At 40.1% G+C, this 17,631-nt stretch carries 18 protein-coding genes; 1 reads left to right on the forward strand and 17 read right to left on the reverse strand.

The features are described from left to right. Positions 1 to 231 precede the first annotated feature (231 nt). Positions 232 to 561, reverse strand: a complete 330-nt coding sequence (gene cccB, locus MHB69_RS16725; protein WP_024423602.1) for a cytochrome c551 — start codon at positions 559 to 561, stop codon at positions 232 to 234. Positions 562 to 609: 48 nt separating this feature from the next. Further along, the gene (locus MHB69_RS16730; protein ID WP_024426245.1) at positions 610 to 1,458 is read right to left on the reverse strand and encodes a YitT family protein; all 849 of its coding nucleotides are present in this window, start codon (positions 1,456 to 1,458) and stop codon (positions 610 to 612) included. Between the two features lie 189 nt (positions 1,459 to 1,647). On the opposite strand from MHB69_RS16730, the gene MHB69_RS16735 reads away from it, so the two are divergent. Continuing rightward, positions 1,648 to 2,382: an alpha/beta fold hydrolase gene (locus tag MHB69_RS16735; RefSeq protein WP_144496409.1), complete on the forward strand. Its 735-nt coding sequence runs from the start codon at positions 1,648 to 1,650 to the stop codon at positions 2,380 to 2,382. 17 nt (positions 2,383 to 2,399) lie between these two features. Here MHB69_RS16735 and MHB69_RS16740 read toward each other — a convergent pair whose 3' ends face one another. From MHB69_RS16740 to flgK, 15 genes are all read right to left on the reverse strand, one after another. Next, the gene (locus MHB69_RS16740) at positions 2,400 to 4,193 is read right to left on the reverse strand and encodes a M3 family oligoendopeptidase (protein WP_144496410.1); all 1,794 of its coding nucleotides are present in this window, start codon (positions 4,191 to 4,193) and stop codon (positions 2,400 to 2,402) included. A 124-nt stretch (positions 4,194 to 4,317) separates the two neighbouring features. After that, positions 4,318 to 5,419 (reverse strand): peptide chain release factor 2 gene (prfB, locus tag MHB69_RS16745; protein WP_098677688.1). Its coding sequence is split into 2 segments (ribosomal slippage): positions 4,318 to 5,346 and positions 5,348 to 5,419, totalling 1,101 coding nucleotides; the frame shifts between segments, so codons are not numbered across the junction. Positions 5,420 to 5,486: 67 nt separating this feature from the next. Then, complete coding sequence (gene secA / locus MHB69_RS16750) at positions 5,487 to 8,012, reverse strand: preprotein translocase subunit SecA (RefSeq protein ID WP_034281086.1); 2,526 nt, start codon at positions 8,010 to 8,012, stop codon at positions 5,487 to 5,489. A 198-nt stretch (positions 8,013 to 8,210) separates the two neighbouring features. After that, positions 8,211 to 8,774 (reverse strand): ribosome-associated translation inhibitor RaiA, encoded by a 564-nt coding sequence (gene raiA / locus MHB69_RS16755; protein ID WP_340890739.1) that lies wholly within the window; start codon positions 8,772 to 8,774, stop codon positions 8,211 to 8,213. A 188-nt stretch (positions 8,775 to 8,962) separates the two neighbouring features. Next, on the reverse strand, positions 8,963 to 10,648 hold the full coding sequence (locus MHB69_RS16760; protein WP_046313069.1) for a methyl-accepting chemotaxis protein: 1,686 nt from the start codon (positions 10,646 to 10,648) through the stop codon (positions 8,963 to 8,965). 33 nt (positions 10,649 to 10,681) lie between these two features. Further along, complete coding sequence (locus MHB69_RS16765) at positions 10,682 to 11,062, reverse strand: hypothetical protein (RefSeq protein WP_046313067.1); 381 nt, start codon at positions 11,060 to 11,062, stop codon at positions 10,682 to 10,684. Positions 11,063 to 11,075: 13 nt separating this feature from the next. Further along, the gene (fliT, locus tag MHB69_RS16770) at positions 11,076 to 11,417 is read right to left on the reverse strand and encodes a flagella biosynthesis regulatory protein FliT (protein ID WP_046313066.1); all 342 of its coding nucleotides are present in this window, start codon (positions 11,415 to 11,417) and stop codon (positions 11,076 to 11,078) included. After that, positions 11,414 to 11,818 (reverse strand): flagellar export chaperone FliS, encoded by a 405-nt coding sequence (fliS, locus tag MHB69_RS16775; protein WP_024423612.1) that lies wholly within the window; start codon positions 11,816 to 11,818, stop codon positions 11,414 to 11,416. Before fliS ends, fliT begins: the two co-directional genes overlap by 4 nt. Positions 11,819 to 11,835: 17 nt before the next feature. Then, positions 11,836 to 13,350, reverse strand: a complete 1,515-nt coding sequence (locus MHB69_RS16780) for a flagellar hook-associated protein 2 (protein WP_342495790.1) — start codon at positions 13,348 to 13,350, stop codon at positions 11,836 to 11,838. Positions 13,351 to 13,370: 20 nt separating this feature from the next. Further along, a complete protein-coding gene (flaG, locus tag MHB69_RS16785) occupies positions 13,371 to 13,712 on the reverse strand; it encodes a flagellar protein FlaG (RefSeq protein WP_034281093.1) in 342 nt (113 codons plus the stop codon). 161 nt (positions 13,713 to 13,873) lie between these two features. Continuing rightward, positions 13,874 to 14,098, reverse strand: coding sequence for a carbon storage regulator CsrA (gene csrA, locus MHB69_RS16790; RefSeq protein ID WP_008360181.1), 225 nt, complete (start codon positions 14,096 to 14,098; stop codon positions 13,874 to 13,876). After that, positions 14,092 to 14,526, reverse strand: a complete 435-nt coding sequence (gene fliW, locus MHB69_RS16795; RefSeq protein ID WP_024423615.1) for a flagellar assembly protein FliW — start codon at positions 14,524 to 14,526, stop codon at positions 14,092 to 14,094. Before fliW ends, csrA begins: the two co-directional genes overlap by 7 nt. Positions 14,527 to 14,554: 28 nt before the next feature. Then, on the reverse strand, positions 14,555 to 15,133 hold the full coding sequence (locus tag MHB69_RS16800; protein WP_342495791.1) for a DUF6470 family protein: 579 nt from the start codon (positions 15,131 to 15,133) through the stop codon (positions 14,555 to 14,557). Between the two features lie 46 nt (positions 15,134 to 15,179). Beyond that, on the reverse strand, positions 15,180 to 16,088 hold the full coding sequence (flgL, locus tag MHB69_RS16805; RefSeq protein ID WP_342495792.1) for a flagellar hook-associated protein FlgL: 909 nt from the start codon (positions 16,086 to 16,088) through the stop codon (positions 15,180 to 15,182). A 9-nt stretch (positions 16,089 to 16,097) separates the two neighbouring features. Further along, complete coding sequence (gene flgK / locus MHB69_RS16810; protein WP_024423618.1) at positions 16,098 to 17,618, reverse strand: flagellar hook-associated protein FlgK; 1,521 nt, start codon at positions 17,616 to 17,618, stop codon at positions 16,098 to 16,100. Positions 17,619 to 17,631 lie beyond the last annotated feature (13 nt).

Here is a 17,631-nt window from a genome sequence, read left to right on the forward strand (position 1 = left end):
AATCGTCTAAATTTCAACAACTCCAATTATACGTCATGAATCGACGCAATGGTATTACATTTATATTTCAAAACTTATAAATAAAAGGTAAATAGAACAATCAAAACCGAAAAACATGCCTTTATACCCTTATTTTTTAAATAAAATTTAATATAATGCGTTTTCATACTATCCAAAAGTCTTTTTCTACATATAAAAAAACAAAAAAACCTTGTCGATTAGACAAAGGTTTTATTTTTTCTCTGCAAGCCATTTTGCTACTTCTTTTGCCTGCTTCTCATCTACCATACCGCTTGGCATAGAGCCTTTACCGTTTTGCGCAATATCTGCGATTTGGCTTTCATTATATTTCTTCCCTACTTCCTTCAGGCTTGGACCGCCTCCGCCAGATAGGTCTTTCCCATGACAGCCGATACAGTTTTGCTGATAGATCTCCTCACCACTGCTCACAGATGATGCACTTTTGCTGCCTTCTTTGTCGCTGCTGCTTGAATTTCCTCCACAAGCCGCGAGAACAAGAAGCATCGCTGCAAACAGCATCGTTAATCCGCTTTTTTTCATCTATTTCCCTCCCTTACAATCATTTGGTCAACGCTATTATATCCTTGTTTATGCCCTTTTAAAACCCTCACCAAGCACCTCTTTTGCATCCATCACGATGACAAATGCTGATGCATCGATTGCTTTCACCACTTGTTTCAACTTTGTGAATTGTGACTGCCCAACGACACACATCAAAATTGGGCGGTCATGATCGGTATATCCTCCGACTGCTGAGATCTTCGTCACACCGCGGTCAATTTGATCAAAAACCGCCTGTCTGACCTCATCTTCATGCCCTGTAATGATCATTGCCATTTTTGAATGACTGAAGCCAGCCTGTACCACATCAATCGTTTTACTAGAAATAAACACACCAATGACCGCGTACAGCCCCTCTTCAATTCCAAAGACCGTCATCGCAGCCAGAACAATCAAGCCATCCATCATCGCTAAACAGGTGCCTAGCGTGAGTCCTGTGTACTTATTGATGATTTTGGCAGCGAGTGCTGTTCCACCCGTTGATCCATTCCCAAGGAACACGAGCCCTATTCCGATCCCAATGACCACACCGCCAAATATAGCCGCCAGCAGTGCTTCATGTGTGACAGGTGCAATATGTCTTGTGACAAACACCATGAAAGGTAAAAAAATCGAGCCAACGAGTGTTTTCACTCCAAATGTACCGCCTAATAAATAAAAGCCAGCGATAAACAGGGGAATATTAAGCCCCCATTGCACATACGCCGCTTCAAAGCCGAATGACTGCATAATGGTACTAATGCCGCTCACACCGCCTGCTGCAATCTGATTCGGTAATAATAACGTATTAAAACCAATCGCCACGATGGCAGATCCGATTAAAATGAACAAATAATTTTTCACTTCGATCCAAAATTGTGAATGTCCCTGCTTCATGTCTTTCTTCCTCCGTTACTTCTGAATGCACACCTATTTTAATCCCTCTTAAAACGATTGTAAATAACAGCCAAATGCAGTGCTAATGGATTAATACTTTATCACACAGACGGAATAGCGTACTTGCCGGTTGGCATAGGATGAATTGATGGTATATTTAATATGTACATGAGAAAGAAGGGGCATGCGATGAAGAAAATACTGAAGATAACAGGTATGACATTACTTGCACTGATCATCTTAGCTTTTGGTGCTTTCTATACATGGAGCCGCTTTACATATGGACCATCAGAAGCATTAAAAAAACAAGTAAACATGGAGCAAGTGGAACATAAAAACAATGTTTATACATTTGAAGCATCAAAAAGTGATACTGGCATCATTCTCTATCCTGGGGCAAAGGTGGAACCACTTGCGTATGCCTATATCGGGGATACGCTGATGAAAAAAGGCTACTCTGTCTTTATCCCTGACATGCCATTTTCCTTTGCGATCTTCAATCCAAACAAAGCGCAGGACATCATCAAAGATCACCAATCGATCAAACACTGGTATATTGGCGGACATTCACTTGGCGGGGCAGCTGCCGCTATGTTTGCAGAAAAAAATCAGAGCAAGCTCGATGGACTCTTTTTCCTAGCATCTTATCCAGCATCAGATGACCTGAAACAATCGTCACTAAAAATCCTTTCTATTTCAGGTGAAAAGGATGGGCTGGCAACACAAGAAAAAATCGAAAAATCGAAAGCAAATCTGCCGTCTCAAACCGTTTTTCATGAAATAAAAGGCGGAAATCATGCGCAGTTTGGCATGTATGGCAAACAAAAAGGGGATCAGCCAGCGGACATTCCAGCCCTGTCGCAGCAAAATGATCTCATCCAGACAATGCTTGACTGGCTGAAGCCAGCAAAAAAGCTCCCATAATAGGAGCTTTTCATTTTTTATTTTTTTGTCACCTCTAAAAATTCTTCAGCATCTGCTACAGCCAAACGAATGGCTTCTTCCCAAAATGCTTTTTGGGTAAGGTCAACGCCTAGATGCTTTTTGGCTAAATCTTCTACTGTCATTGAAGCAGTATCCTTTAATAATGCAATGTATTTCTCTTCAAACGATGTACCAGCCTGCAATGCTTTTGCGTAAATTCCTAACGAGAACATGTATCCAAAGGTGTATGGAAAATTATAAAATGGAACATTCGTGATATGGAAATGCAGCTTAGAAGCCCAGAAATGCGGATGGTATTCATCTAATGAGTCACCGAACGCTTCCTTCTGCGCTTCGACCATCAATTCATTCAATCTGTCAGCCGGCACTTCTCCTTGTTTACGCTCTTCATAAAAGCGCTGTTCAAATAAGAAACGAGATTGAATGTTCATGAAGAAAGCTACACTGCGCTGCAGCTTATCCTCTAACAGGCTGAGCCGCTCCTCTTCATTTGCGGCTTCTTTTAATGAGGCATCAGCTACAATCATTTCTGCGAATGTCGACGCTGTTTCAGCTACATTCATTGCGTATTTGCGATTCAGTATGCGAACATCCTGCATCACTTCCTGATGGAACGAATGACCAAGCTCATGCGCTAGTGTCGCCACATTGGATGGACTTCCTGAGAAAGTCATAAAAATACGTGATTCTCCGCTGTCAGGGAAATTTGTACAAAAGCCGCCTACCCGTTTGTTTGGACGGTCCTCAGCTTCTACCCAGCGTTCATTAAAGGCTTTTTCTGTAAAAGCAGCGAGCTCTTCTCCAAATCCTGCGAAATGTTTCACAATAAAAGCAGCTGCTTCTTGATAAGGATAGATTTTGGTCTCACTGCCGATAGGAGCCCCAACATCGAACCAGCTCAGTTTATCCACTCCAAGCATGTCAGCTTTTCGGTGTAAATAATCAATGAATGGCTGCTTATGTTCATCAATCACAGACCACATTGCATCAAGGGTTTCTTGTTTCATCCGGCAAATTTCAAGCGGTTCTTTTAAAATGTGATCCCAGCCCCTTGCTTCATACACTTGCAAACGAAAACCAGCAAGGTGATTGAGCGTACTAGCAAATAAATGTTCATCCTGCTTCCATGCATGCTCTAGGTTGTGATAAACGGCCTTTCTGACTTCACGATCTGAATCATCCATAGCATTTTCTGCTTGGCCTACAGAGATCATCTGCGTTTCTCCATGCTGTTCAAACGGAATGGTAATTTTATTGACTAAGCTGGAATAAAGCTCATCCCACGCATGGTACCCATCTACAGCCAGCTTTTGAATCAGCGTTTCTTGTTCAACAGGTAATTGATCCTTCACACGGTCTCTTCGCTCATTTAATATGTAGCGGACATCTGAAAAGGCTGCTGAATTCATCAATTCTTCCCACTTGTTTGCAGGGATAGCAGCTAGCGCTTGATCAAACAGTGCAAGGATGGTTCCTAAATCAGCTTCTAGGTTGGCAATCGTACCTCGAAGGCTGCCTGCCTTCATATCCTTCGTATTTTGAGCTTGTAGGCAGGATACAAATGAACCTGCTTGAGACAATTTTTTATATGTAGTTTCATACGCGTCAAGGACAGACGTTAATTGGCTTTCAATGTGTGTATTTTCTTTTGAAAAGGCCTCCACCTTTTGTAGTAATTCATCTAGTAGCTGCTGAATGTTTTGCAGGTATGTCTTAAATTCTGGTGAAGAACTGCCTCCTTTAAAAAAGGCATCTAAATCCCACGTTTCTTGCAATGGTGTTAATCCCAAAATATTTCCCCCTTTATTTGCTAATTTCATCATACAAAGGATATAGAATCAGTATGTCGTATGTATACCTTTATATTCATTATATTTTCTCACAATTAAAAAAACCCGGCAAGAAGCCGAGTTTTTATGATAATTTCGAACGTAAGTACGCATCGATAAATGAATCTAAATCTCCATCCATCACCGCTTGAACATTTCCCATCTCCGTATTGGTTCGATGGTCTTTCACAAGAGAATAAGGGTGGAATACATAAGAGCGGATTTGGCTTCCCCAGCCAATTTCTTTCTGCTCTCCTCTGATTTCATCCAATTCTGCCTGCTGTTCTTCGATCCGTTTTTGATAAAGTTTCGATTTCAGCATTTTCATCGCACGTTCTCTGTTTTTAATTTGTGATCTTTCTGTTTGGCACGTCACGACGACATTCGTTGGAATGTGTGTGATACGAACAGCAGAGTCCGTCGTATTGACGTGCTGCCCGCCTGCTCCGCTTGCACGATACGTATCTACCTTGATATCCTCTGTCCGAATATCAATATCAATTTCTTCATTGAATTCCGGCATGACATCACATGAAACGAAGGATGTATGTCTGCGGCCAGAAGAATCAAAAGGAGAAATACGAACCAAACGATGGACACCTTTTTCAGCTTTTAAGTAACCGTACGCGTTATGCCCTTTGATAAGCAAAGTCACAGACTTAATTCCTGCTTCATCACCTGGAAGGTAATCAAGCGTTTCGACCTTAAAGCCTCTGCGCTCTGCCCAGCGAGTGTACATTCGCAGAAGCATAGAACCCCAGTCCTGTGATTCAGTACCGCCTGCACCTGGGTGAAGCTCCAGAATGGCATTGTTTTTATCATAAGGTTCGCTTAAGAGAAGCTGCAGCTCAAATTCGTTAAACTGCTTCGTTAAGTTCTTCAGCTCTTTTTCAAGCTCTGCATGAAGCTCCTCGTCATAATCTTCCTTTAATAAGTCATGCGTCATTTGCAGCTCTTCATGCGATTCACTGAGCTCATGATAGGAATTCACAGAATCCTTCAGTGCATTGGCTTCATTGATAACGCCTTGAGCCTTTTGCTGATCATTCCAAAAATCAGCCTCTGACATCGTCGCTTCAAGCTCTGCGATTTTGGCCTCTTTTGTTTCTAAGTCAAAGAGACCCCCTAAAATCAGCTAGCCTGCTAGCCATATTTTCAAGCTCTTGTCTAATTTCTACTAATTCCATATCCTTCACCTCATAGATGTATGGGGGCTGACATGAATAGAAAGAGGTTTTCACCTCTTTCCATTACTTATTCTGTCTTCCCATGACAATTTTTATATTTCTTGCCGCTTCCGCAGTGACATGGGGAGTTTCGTCCAATGTCTACGACTTTACGTACCGGCTTCTTCTTCACTGTCTTCTCCTCATCGCCCTCTTGCGGCTGATGAGCCGTTGTTTGACCTTGAACCACTTCTTCACGTTCTAGGTTGTTTTGGATTTCTGATTTCAAGACATACTTGGCCACGTCATCTTCAATTGAAGCAACCATATGCTCAAACATCGCAAATCCTTCCATTTGGTATTCACGAAGCGGATTCGTTTGTGCGTACGCACGTAAATGAATCCCTTGACGCAGCTGATCCATTGCATCGATATGGTCCATCCACTTCGAATCCACCGCACGAAGAACGATGACTTTTTCAAATTCACGCATTTGTTCTTCGCCAAATGTTTCTTCTTTTGCATCGTATTTTTCTTTAATACGATCCATGATGAAGGTTGTGATTTCATCTGCTTCTTTACCGAAGATATCTTTGACCGTAATGGCACCTTCGTCTAAATAGTTCGTGTTGATTAATTCAACAAGACCATCTAGTTTCCATTCTTCAGGCAGCTCCTCTTTTGGCGTATAAGATCCCACCGCACGCTCAATTGAAGATTGGATCATATTGATGACAATTGATTTTAAGTTGTCAGAATCGATGACTTCAAAACGCTGTTTGTAGATTACTTCACGCTGTTGACGAAGCACATCGTCATATTGCAGAAGCTGCTTACGGGAATCAAAGTTGTTCCCCTCTACACGTTTTTGAGATGATTCAACGGCTTTAGACACCATTTTACTTTGGATTGGTGTAGAATCATCCATGCCAAAGCGGTCAAGCATCGCCATCGTCCGCTCTGCACCAAATCGGCGCATCAATTCATCTTCCATGGAGAGATAGAATTGGGTAATCCCTGGGTCTCCTTGACGTCCAGAACGTCCGCGAAGCTGGTTATCAATACGACGGGATTCATGACGCTCTGTCCCGATAACAGCCAGACCTCCAAGTTCTTTTACACCTTCGCCAAGCTTGATGTCTGTACCACGTCCTGCCATGTTTGTCGCAATGGTCACAGCACCTTTTTGACCAGCCTCTTCAATAATTTGTGCTTCACGCTCATGGTTTTTTGCGTTTAACACTTGATGAGGAATGCCTTTATTTTTAAGCAGCTTAGAAATAAGCTCAGATGTCTCAACTGCAACTGTTCCGACAAGAACTGGCTGCCCTGTCATATAGCGCTGCGCAACATCCTCAGCCACTGCTTTAAATTTACCATCCATTGTGCGGTAAATTAAATCAGGTCTGTCATCACGAACAACTGGCTGGTTGGTCGGGATTGAGACAACCTGCATGTTGTAAATGTTACGGAATTCTTCTTCTTCTGTTTTTGCTGTACCAGTCATACCAGATAATTTTTCATACATACGGAAGTAGTTCTGGAACGTAATTGTTGCTAGTGTCATGCTTTCGTTCTGCACTTCAAGACCTTCTTTTGCCTCGATGGCTTGATGCAGACCTTCACTATAACGGCGTCCTTTCATTAAACGTCCTGTGAAGGAGTCAACGATGACTACTTGGCCTTCTTCTACTACATAATCCACGTCTTTTTGCATCGCAACATGTGCCTTCAGCGCCTGAGCGATGTGATGGTTCAGCGCGACATGTTTGACATCAAACAAGTTCTCAATGCCGAATGCTTTTTCCGCCTTCGTCATTCCGCTTTCAGTCAGCTGCACACTTTTTGTTTTAATATCATACGTGAAATCATCTTCGATTTTTAATGTGCGGACAAATGCATTGGCTTGTACATAAAGCTTTGTTGATTTCGCAGCTTGTCCAGAAATAATAAGAGGTGTTCTCGCTTCATCAATTAAAATGGAGTCAACCTCATCGATCACGGCATAATGAAGTGGTCTCTGAACCATTTGCTCTTTGTAAAGCACCATGTTATCCCGTAAATAGTCAAAGCCGAGTTCATTGTTTGTTGAATACGTGATATCAGCGGCATACGCTTCTCTTTTTTCATCTTTGTCTAAGCTGTTTAAGTTTAAGCCGACTGTTAAACCAAGAAACTCAAAAATTTTGCCCATTTCCTGCGCATCACGGCTTGCCAAATATTCGTTGACTGTCACGATGTGGACGCCTTTTCCAGAAAGAGCATTTAAATAAACAGGCATTGTTGATGTCAATGTTTTACCTTCACCTGTTTTCATTTCAGCGATGTTACCTTCATGAAGCGCGATGCCCCCCATGAGCTGCACCTTAAACGGGAACATTCCTGTTACGCGGCGGGATGCCTCGCGAACCGTTGCAAATGCTTCAACCAGCAGGTCATCCACCGATTGTCCTTTTTCAAGTTTTTCTTTAAATTCAATCGTTTTATTTCGTAAAGCCTCGTCAGATAATTTTTCAAAATCTTGAGCGAGAGCTTCGATTTCATTTGCCTTTTTTTCATATCGGCTGATCGTACGTTTCGTAGGATCAAACACTTTGTTTAAGATTCCAAGCATATAATAACGCTCCTCTATTTCATGCAATTTTTCGGCATGTCCAAAAGTTTGACAGGTCCATATTTACCTGCATTTATCATACCATACCTTCTTTCATTTCCAAAGAATTTGCCATAATTTCGCACAAAAAACCCGCCCCTTATGAAGGGAACGGGTTTACTTTATTTAGGTTGTTTTTGAATCAGCATCAACTGATATTTAAGCGTTTGGCTCAATGAGTCCATATTTACCGTCATTTCGGCGATAAACCACATTGGTCAAATTTGTCTCAGCATTTGTGAAAACGAAGAAACTATGACCTAACATGTTCATTTGGAGAATGGCCTCTTCACTATCCATCGGCTTTAAGTTGAAACGTTTTTGTCTGACGATTTCTGTTTCATCAATCTCTTCGTCATCTTGAACTGCTACTTCAGCCGTACCATTTCCTCCAGCAAATAAGTGCTTTTTGGCACCTTGCTCGCGGAATTTACGGTTTACTTTTGTTTTGTGTTTTCTAATTTGACGTTCTAATTTACTGGTTGCTAGGTCTACTGCATTGTACATATCCTCATTATGCACCTCAGCTCGAAGTGCTAGATCAGTCATTGGAATGGTAACCTCAACTTTAGATTCTTGATCGTTGTAAAACTTCAAGTTCACGTTGACTGAAGCATCTACATCTGTCTCAAAATAACGCTCCAGCTTTCCAATTTTTTTCTCGACATGATCTCTTAGTGCAGGTGTTACGTCGATGTTTTCTCCTCTGACATTGTAATTCATGTAAAGAACGCCTCCTTTAAAATTAAGGATATGTAAACCTATTTCTACTTTTCCCTCCTTTTCTCCTGCTCAAACGTAAAAAAAATGTGAATATTTATTGAAATTTGTCGAATTTTGCGGTGCTTCAACTGTTGCTTGATAGGTGATGAATATATATTCGGCTGATTCTTGAAAAAGACCAGCGTACATTAAATGGTAAAAGATGAAATCGATGTTTTCAGCGATTGAGATAAGGATTTTAGATCCTCCGCAGCCGCTTTCATCTCTTCATTGGCCGCTAATGATTCTTCAACAGCAGCAGACATGTACTCTGTTTCTTCTGAGTTTCGTTTCGCACCTTCTTCAATGAAACCAACCGTTTGAGAAATTTCCTCTGTACTAGCAGAAATTTGTTCTGCAGTGGCTGACAGCTCTTCTGCTTTCATTGAAATATCACGAATAGATTCCAAGATTTCATGGAAGCTTTGTTCAGATAATTGTGATACTTTTACACCCTCTGCTACATCCCGCTCAACCTTCGTCATCGATTGTGATGACCTTTCTGTATCTTTGTTCACGTTCTCGAGTAATTGACTAATTTGATCTGTCAACTGACTAGATTCTTCTGCCAGTTTCCTCACTTCATCTGCTACAACTGCAAAGCCTCTTCCATGTTCTCCCGCTCTTGCTGCTTCTATAGCTGCGTTTAAAGCAAGCAAATTCGTCTGGTCAGCAATGGCATGGATATGACCTAACAGATCTTGAATGCCTGTAAACTGCGCTTGCACATGGGCCATTGTGGAATGGTGTTCATTCACAGACTCTTTAATAGAACTCATTTGTTGCACAAATTGTTGAATGAGGGCGGCACCCTCTTCAGCCTTTTCAGTCACTGAAATTGAGTGACCCGAAACATCGGACGTGTGTACAGCTGCATTTTGCATGCCAGTCGACACTTCCTGAATGGCGGATGCCACTTTTCCGACCGCATCTGATTGTTCACGTGAAGCTTCACTGACCTGTTCAATCGAGCTAGATGTCTGCTCACTAGCCGATATCGTTTGACTGATGGTTTCCTCAAATTGAGCAGCAGAATCAGCAAGCTGTCTTGATCCGCTTTGCACCTGCAAAATAAGCTGACGCAAATGAGCCGTCATTTGATTAAAGGCTGTGCCGAGTTGACCAATCTCATTTTTAGAGGTCACTTCAATCTCTTCAAGGGTAAGATCACCATCTGCCATCCTTTTTGCGGCATTTGTGACAGAAACAATTGGTTTTGTCATGCGATGAACAAATCTGATCCCAATCACCAAAAGGCCAACAATAATCGCTGCACTGACCAAAATGAGTGTAAGCAATAATTGATTACTATCTTGATTGAGCTGATTGATTTTTTGATCACGTTGTTTTAGCTGATTTTGAGCGAATTCTTTTGTAAAGGTATGTATTTCTTGTTCGATAGGTTGTAATTCTTGACTGAGGCGGGTGTTGAATTCTTTTTGATTTTGCATATTTAATGAATTAAATAATCGATTCGTTGAGGTGTAGTAGAGATAATTTTTTTCTGAGATTTGATCTAATAGATTTTTTGCTTGTTTGACCGTACTCATTTTCGAAGCTTCTGCTGTTTTCTTATTAATATCTTCATATGTTTGCTCAATTTTCTGCAAATTTTCAGCATCTTGCACGACGACATATGTTTTAATCTGTGCTTCCTGCTTTTGCAGAAGGGTTTCTAATTCCAGCGATGTCTGATAAAGCTTCACTTCCTTGCTTAATAGCGCTTTATAGGATTGATCTGTTTTGTAATAGAGAAAGCTTGAGAATCCTAACATACTGACAAACAATACACATATGACAATAAGCCCAAATAAAAATTGATTTTTTAGTCTCATAATTTCCTCCGAATGGTCTGAATTGGACAAAAATTAATGAATGACATACGGCCTCATACAGGCATGTATTTCATCCATCCACTTTCTATATTCAGGTATAAAGTATGTTTTCAGGAATGATTGGAAGTGATTTGAAGGGAATGTATAGAAAGCTAGTACATCAAAACTTAAAAATATTTGATCAAACGAACGAATCGTTTTGGCAAAGTGATCATTTTCAATAATTGAAAGCAGAAGGGGATGTGTTGTGTCTAAATGAAAGAAGGCATGGATCAGATCATTAAAGATCCGATCCCCTTCTGTTTTGTCAAAATCCTTCTCAATTTCATCTAAATAGTTTAGACTCTCTTCTATTGTGTATAGAAGTTCATAATATGTGGTTAATAAAATATAGTCATTTGAACGATACGCCACAGGTCTCACCTATTTATTTCCGTTTATCGTAGTATACGCCGTCACTTGTTATGGGCTGGTATGGATTTTGATAATTCAGCTGTTTTGTTTTCTTTTTTTGTATGGCTTGAATATCTGCCTTTATTCCATTTTGGATAACCGTTAATTGCTTCGCCATCTGTTGATCTGTTTGGATGATTTCGCGGATTTTCTCTTTTTCTTGATCCGTCAATTCATGCTGTATATCTCTCATTAATTCGTCTCTCTCAATTAAAAAGGCATCAAAGTCTTCAACCAGTGTGTCACTTTGCGGATTTTCCGCTATTTCGGCTGCCATTTTTAATGTTTGATCATGCAGCTGGTCCACAATACTCATAGAGAGCCCCCGATAGAGTGGTGACGGCCTTTTCGATCGGTTTGAATGACTTCCTTCCACGCATCACGAAAATCAGTGACGTACTCTTCTACTTCATTCAATATCTCTTCGTCATTTTGAAGATTGGCTTCTATCAGTCTGCGATAAATGTAATCATACATACTTGCCATACTCTTTGATACGTCATAGGAACGATTTAAGGTGACATTTAATTCTTGAATGATGTTTTGAGCCTTTTTCAGGTTCAAGTTTCTCGTTTCTGCATCCTCTTTTTGAATGGCATGCTTCGCTATTCTGATGAACTTTAAGCAGCCTTCATAAAGCATAAGCGTCAACTCGGCAGGTGTTGCGGTCTCAATAGAATTTTTTTGATAGGCGGCATAAGGGTTCTGTATTGCCATATGTTATAAACCTCCAATTATTGTCCAAGCAGTTGAGAAAGGTAGCCAGATTGGTTGTTTAGCTTTTGAATTGCACTATCCATGGCGTTAAACTTTTTGTAGTAACGGGCTTCAATCATCTTCAAACGGTCTTGGAACGTACTCATTCGTGTGGTCAAAGATTCAAGGTCCTTACCAAGTAAGTATTCCTTTGATGCCATCGTTGTGCTACCAGCCTTTTTTTGAATGCTCTTCGTGAAGGCAGATAAGGAATTTTGGACACGATAGATGATTCCTTGTTCTTTATATTGCTGCTGCGCTTTTTCTTTATCCTTTGAATCCACATTTAAACTACCTGAGATGAACATTTGACTGATCTTCTGTGGATCTGCTTCAATGGCTTCTTTTAGTTTCTTTTCATTAATTACAAGCTTTCCGCCATCTTTATATTTATCTGAAGTGGTAATTCCGATTTGTGTAATATGAATTTTATTTGCTTCACTTGTCGTAATTTCAGCATAAAAGTCACTTCTCATTTTAGAGGCACCAGATCGTAAAATGGAATCACTTCTCAGCAAGCCAGACTTCGCGGTCGTTTCCCATAGCTCCACTTCTTTTTCAGACATCGCTTTTTTCTCTTCAGCCGTTAATGGATGATAGTCTCTGTTTTTCTTTTCATTGACTTTACCATTAATCTGCTCAACAAGCTCATTGTATTTATCAACAAATTGTTTAATCTTATCAAAGATTGCATCAACATCTGTTGAAACGTTTAAACTGACAGGCTTATCCGTTGTTCCTTTAAGCTCGTACGTAATACCAGCTTGTGTAAAGGTATTGTTGTTATTCTCCATTTTCAGGCCGTTAATCTCGTATCGCGCCTTCTGTCCTTGAGTGGTCGCAACCAATTTGTTATCTACATCTACTTGAAAACCTAATTGAGTGAAGAATGAAGCCGAATTGCCATCAGCTGCTTTTATACTGACACCTTCACCCGTTGTCCGAGAAGTAAGAGCGATCGTATCCACGTAGCTAGTTCCATCAAAAATTTGGCCTTTGTAAGCCGTCACACCTAATTGCGAGTTGTTCAGCTTTTTCACGATGTCATCAATTGTATCGGTATCAGAAGTATTGATTGTTACCATTTTTGGTTTTGTTGAATCTGGTGTCGTCACTTCAAACGTAAACGTACCATTTGTTGGTGTAAATCCAGATGTACCAGAGGATTTGAAGACAGATGCTGTCGCTAGTTGAGTGACATGAATAGAGCCAGAGGTCGCATTTGTTGATCCAGTTGCTGTAACAGCAGATTCATTTGAGCTTGTCACTTTTTTAGCGCCATATGTGCTTGGACGACCTAATTCTAATTTATAGATCAAATCATCTAATTCTTTGACTTTTGAGGTAACCTCGCGATAGCTGTCTCTTTGCCATTCAAGTGTTTGTTTCTGACGCGTCATTGTATCAAGTGGTGCTTGCTCCGTTTTCATCAGCTTTGATACGATTTCATCAATATCGAACACATTTGAAAATCCAGTAATACGATTGACCATTATTTATGTTCTCCCTTCATTTACATTCTTTTATCTACAAATAAACCGACAATTTCTGTCATTGCTGCATAGAAATCAAGCCATTCCTTGGAAGGAATTTCTCTAATGACTTCATCTGTTTGGTTATCTACGACTTTGACATAATATTCGTTGAGTTTTTCATGTAATTCAAATTGAAGATGAAATTGAGTAGGTTCAATCAGCTTGTTTGCCCCTTGAAGCGTTTTTTCAATTTCTTCTTTTGAAACAGCCCTGCCATTTGCTTGTGAGTCAGAGTTTACATTGTCATTCTGGTTATTAGACACACGGGTTTGAAATGCATCGATAATTGGCTCTAGCGATGTCAACTTACCAACAGACATAGTTATTCAGCTCCTGTGCTTTAATCTATCTTTTATATCGGCTTTGAATTTGCAAATTAAATATAGATGGACCGATTTGTTAAAGTTTCCTATAGATCATGAACATCTGTATCGAAACGCTTTCACACGGAGAAGGACAGCTGAATGCGATAAAAAAATCCTCACTTTTTTTGTGAGGATAATTGAGAGAGGAGATCTAAGGATAAACTCGCAGCACGATTGTTCTCTTCTTGAATTGACAGGTACACTTCTTTCCTGTGAATATCGATGTGCTTAGGAGCCTCAATCCCGACTTTCACTTGATCGCCTTCGATTGAAATAATCTTGACTTCAATATCATCGCCTATTTGAATCGACTGGTTTAATTTACGAGACAGCACTAACATGAGGATGCCACCTCTAACAAATGTTTTGTATGATAGGCTGAATCATGCAAAATCACCTGCTTGGCTTTCATGTTTTTCCGGTTCACAATAATAGGCGCTCTTAAATTGGCTGTTGTTTTTTCAATAGATGATTCCATTGTTAAAATAACCATTACTTCCACATCATTGGCATCTTCTACTTCCAGAATGTCTACAACCGTTTCGTCTAAATCAAATTCGTATTGATTGAAGAATAAAAACGGGCTGCTGACGATAAAACCTAATGCCGAGTTATTTAATGATTGAAGAACTAAAAATGGAGACTCTTCTGATAAAGGCAAAATGACAAACTGTTTTTGATCCAGAAATCCTGGTATCCCGTTAGAGAAGTGAATGATTTGCTCCTCTTTGATTGTCACTTCACCATGGTATTTTGTTTGAATGATCATAATTCACGACCTTTTTCGTTTTTCTTAACTATACCTTATCACCATTTTGGCCCGTTTCGTCAACTTCTATTTTTAATTCTGGGTATTGTAACATATCAATATTGACCTTACCTGGCTGGTAGTTAACGATTGGTTTATGAGGTGTGGCCTCTATGATAGCTTTTTGCGGCTCCACATCAATTTGAAGCTCAGAAGGCTGATAGTGAATTTTCACACTAAAGAATGAAGGTATCACACCAATGGTGAATTGTTTTGCTGGGGGACTGCCATTGATTTTGGCAAACTCAGCAATCGCATTCCCACCATTCTCGATCTTGATGAGTTCACTTCCTTCTTCCGCTCTTCGACCCATTCCTTCTCCAACAGCACGCTTCCCCTCAGCTGCCCATTCCTCAGAACGTCTAAAAATTGACTTGATGTCCATATCGGCAAACGCCTCGGTTTGATCAATGGTTAATTTCGACGGTGTCCTTTTGATATTCATGACAGCTCGTGGCTGCTGTATCTCAAGATCAGCTAGTGGCTGCTCTAATTCTTGCCGGGAAGGAGTTGTCGACATTTGAAGTTTTGCATAGGTTTGCTGCATTAACAATCTAGGGATTTGCATATGTTCACCTCCATGATGCAAAAAAGCACCCATCGGATGCTTTTTATTATCTTAAGAAATCAACAAGGGATGGCTGAATGACTTTAGCTGTTGTCGCTAAAGCAGCTCTATTCACCGTCTCTTGTTGAAGAAGATCAAGAATTGCCTTTTCGCTTTCAACATCTTCATTATCTGATTTAGCATTTTTCAGTACTTCAAATTGTGAAGTCAAACGACTTCCTACTAAGTCAACACGATTCGAACGCGCTCCTAAGTCAGATCGCTCAGCACTCATCACTTCTTTAAACTGATCGATACTTGCTAATGCATCATCAGAATTCGCGAACGTTCCATTTTTCAATGAGTTTTCTAAATCAGTCAGCATTTCAATGACATTTTGACCGTTAGCCTGTCCGCCAAACGCTGAGATTGGATTTGAGTTTACATTTAAAGTGATACCATCAGAAATATTCGCTTGAACAGCATTCGCATCTGTATAATTTTCGAAGTTAAATGTATACGTTCCGTCTGCATTCTCAACAACTGGTTTAACATTTGTATTTGTCCCATTAAATACGAACTTACCTAGCATTTGAGTGTTCATTGCATCAATGATTTGATTCTTCATCTGGCCAATTTCCACTCCGATAGCTGCTAAATCTTCGGGCTGCTTTGTTCCATTTGCCGCATCAAGCACTTTATCTCGTATATTTGACATAATATCAATGATTTCAGTGACACTTGTTTCAGATGTATCAATCCAGTTTTGCGCTTCATTTAAGTTATTTTTATATTGTTCATTTCGGAACAAGGCAGTACTATATTGAAGGCTTTTTACTGCTGCAACAGGATCATCAGACGTTTTTGTAAAACGTTTGCCTGTTTGTGCCTGCTCATTAATTTTAGAAAGTTTTTCATAACTTTTACTAATATTTCGAAGTGAGTTTTGAGAAATCATACCTTGTGTGACTCGCATCCGTTATCCCTACCTTCCTACGACACCCATGCCGTTTATGACCTTATCCAATACTTCATCTTGTAATGTCATAATTCTCGCAGCCGCATTATATGCATGCTGAAATTGGATCATATTCGTCATTTCTTCATCAATGGAGACAGCGCTAGTCGACATTCTACGTTCATTGGCTGAATTGACAAGAGCAGCTGAACTGCTTTCAAGCGTCATGTTCTTTTTCCCTTGTACCCCCATCTCAGCAATCACATTTTGGTAATAATCCTGAATTGTCGTTGTATTTCCGCCGATTGGTAACTTTAAGTCTTGTATATTAGCTAATTTCGTAGCATTCGAACCGTCACCTTGTGTTTGATTGAGAGATGCAGCAATATTATCTGTTGATGCTAAAATGACATCGCTCACTTTAATACGAGCTGCCAAACCTTTATTCAACTCATTGTTATTTTCGATATCAAAAAAGTCTTGTCCACTTGCACCATTTAACGTGTACCCCTGCTTATGTACATCGTTAAATGTATCCATGAATACTTTTGCTACTTCATCCAGCTCTGCAAGCATATCTGGATACATGCCTTTTTCAGCACCGTTTGACATGTAGCCATAAGCTTCAACAAGTGCTTTTACTTTACCGTTCACTTGTAATTGATCCGCTGCAATTGTTGTTGTTCCGAATTGAAGTGAGTTAACAAGTCCCGTTGTATTATCGTAAGAGATTTGCAGTTCAGACTTTTCGTTCGTAATACCATTCAAAATGTTTCCAGCAGATTGTCCATTTGCACCGATAATGTCGATGTTGACAGTTCCTTCAGCAATTTTGAGTGCATTACCGCCAGGTGGATTGTAGCTGACCTTAATATCAACAAGTGAGGATAATTGATCGACCAAAGTATCACGTGTATCATAAAGATCATTTGGAAGATATCCATTTGGCTCAACTGCTGCAATCTGTTTGTTCACTTCATCTATTTGAGATAAAAGAGTGTTTACATCTTTGGCTGTTGAATCGAGTTCCGTTTTTAAATTCTTTTGTATCGTTGTTAAAGAAGAATTGAGCAGACGGAATTGGTCAACTAAAGCCTGTGCACTTGTTTTAACAACTGTACGTGCAGAAGCCGTATCAGCATTTTTTGATTCCGATAAGACCTGTAATGATTTCCATAGATTATCAAAAGCTCTGTTCAAGCCCTCATCCGTCAAATCATTCATAACCCCTTCCATCTGTGAAAGGGCATCTGACTTCGTTGAGTAGTAAGATAAGTTATTATTATGATCTCTGTATTGTAGATCTAAAAAGCTGTCTCGAATTCTTTCAACGGTTCCAACTTGTACACCTGTCCCCATTTGGCCATACGTTTTGCCGTCATAAACAGAAATGACTGGATAAGGATTTTCTGCTTTAAAGGTCACTCTTTGTCTTGAGTAACCCTCCGTATTTGCATTGGAGACGTTGTTTGATGTGACATAAAGCCCTGCACGCTGGGCTGTGATGCCTCTTTTTGCCGTTTCTAGTCCCATGAATGTAGAACCCATTGGTATCCTCCTT

Source organism: Bacillus sp. FSL K6-0994, from assembly GCF_038630815.1.
GTDB lineage: Bacteria > Bacillota > Bacilli > Bacillales > Bacillaceae > Bacillus > Bacillus safensis.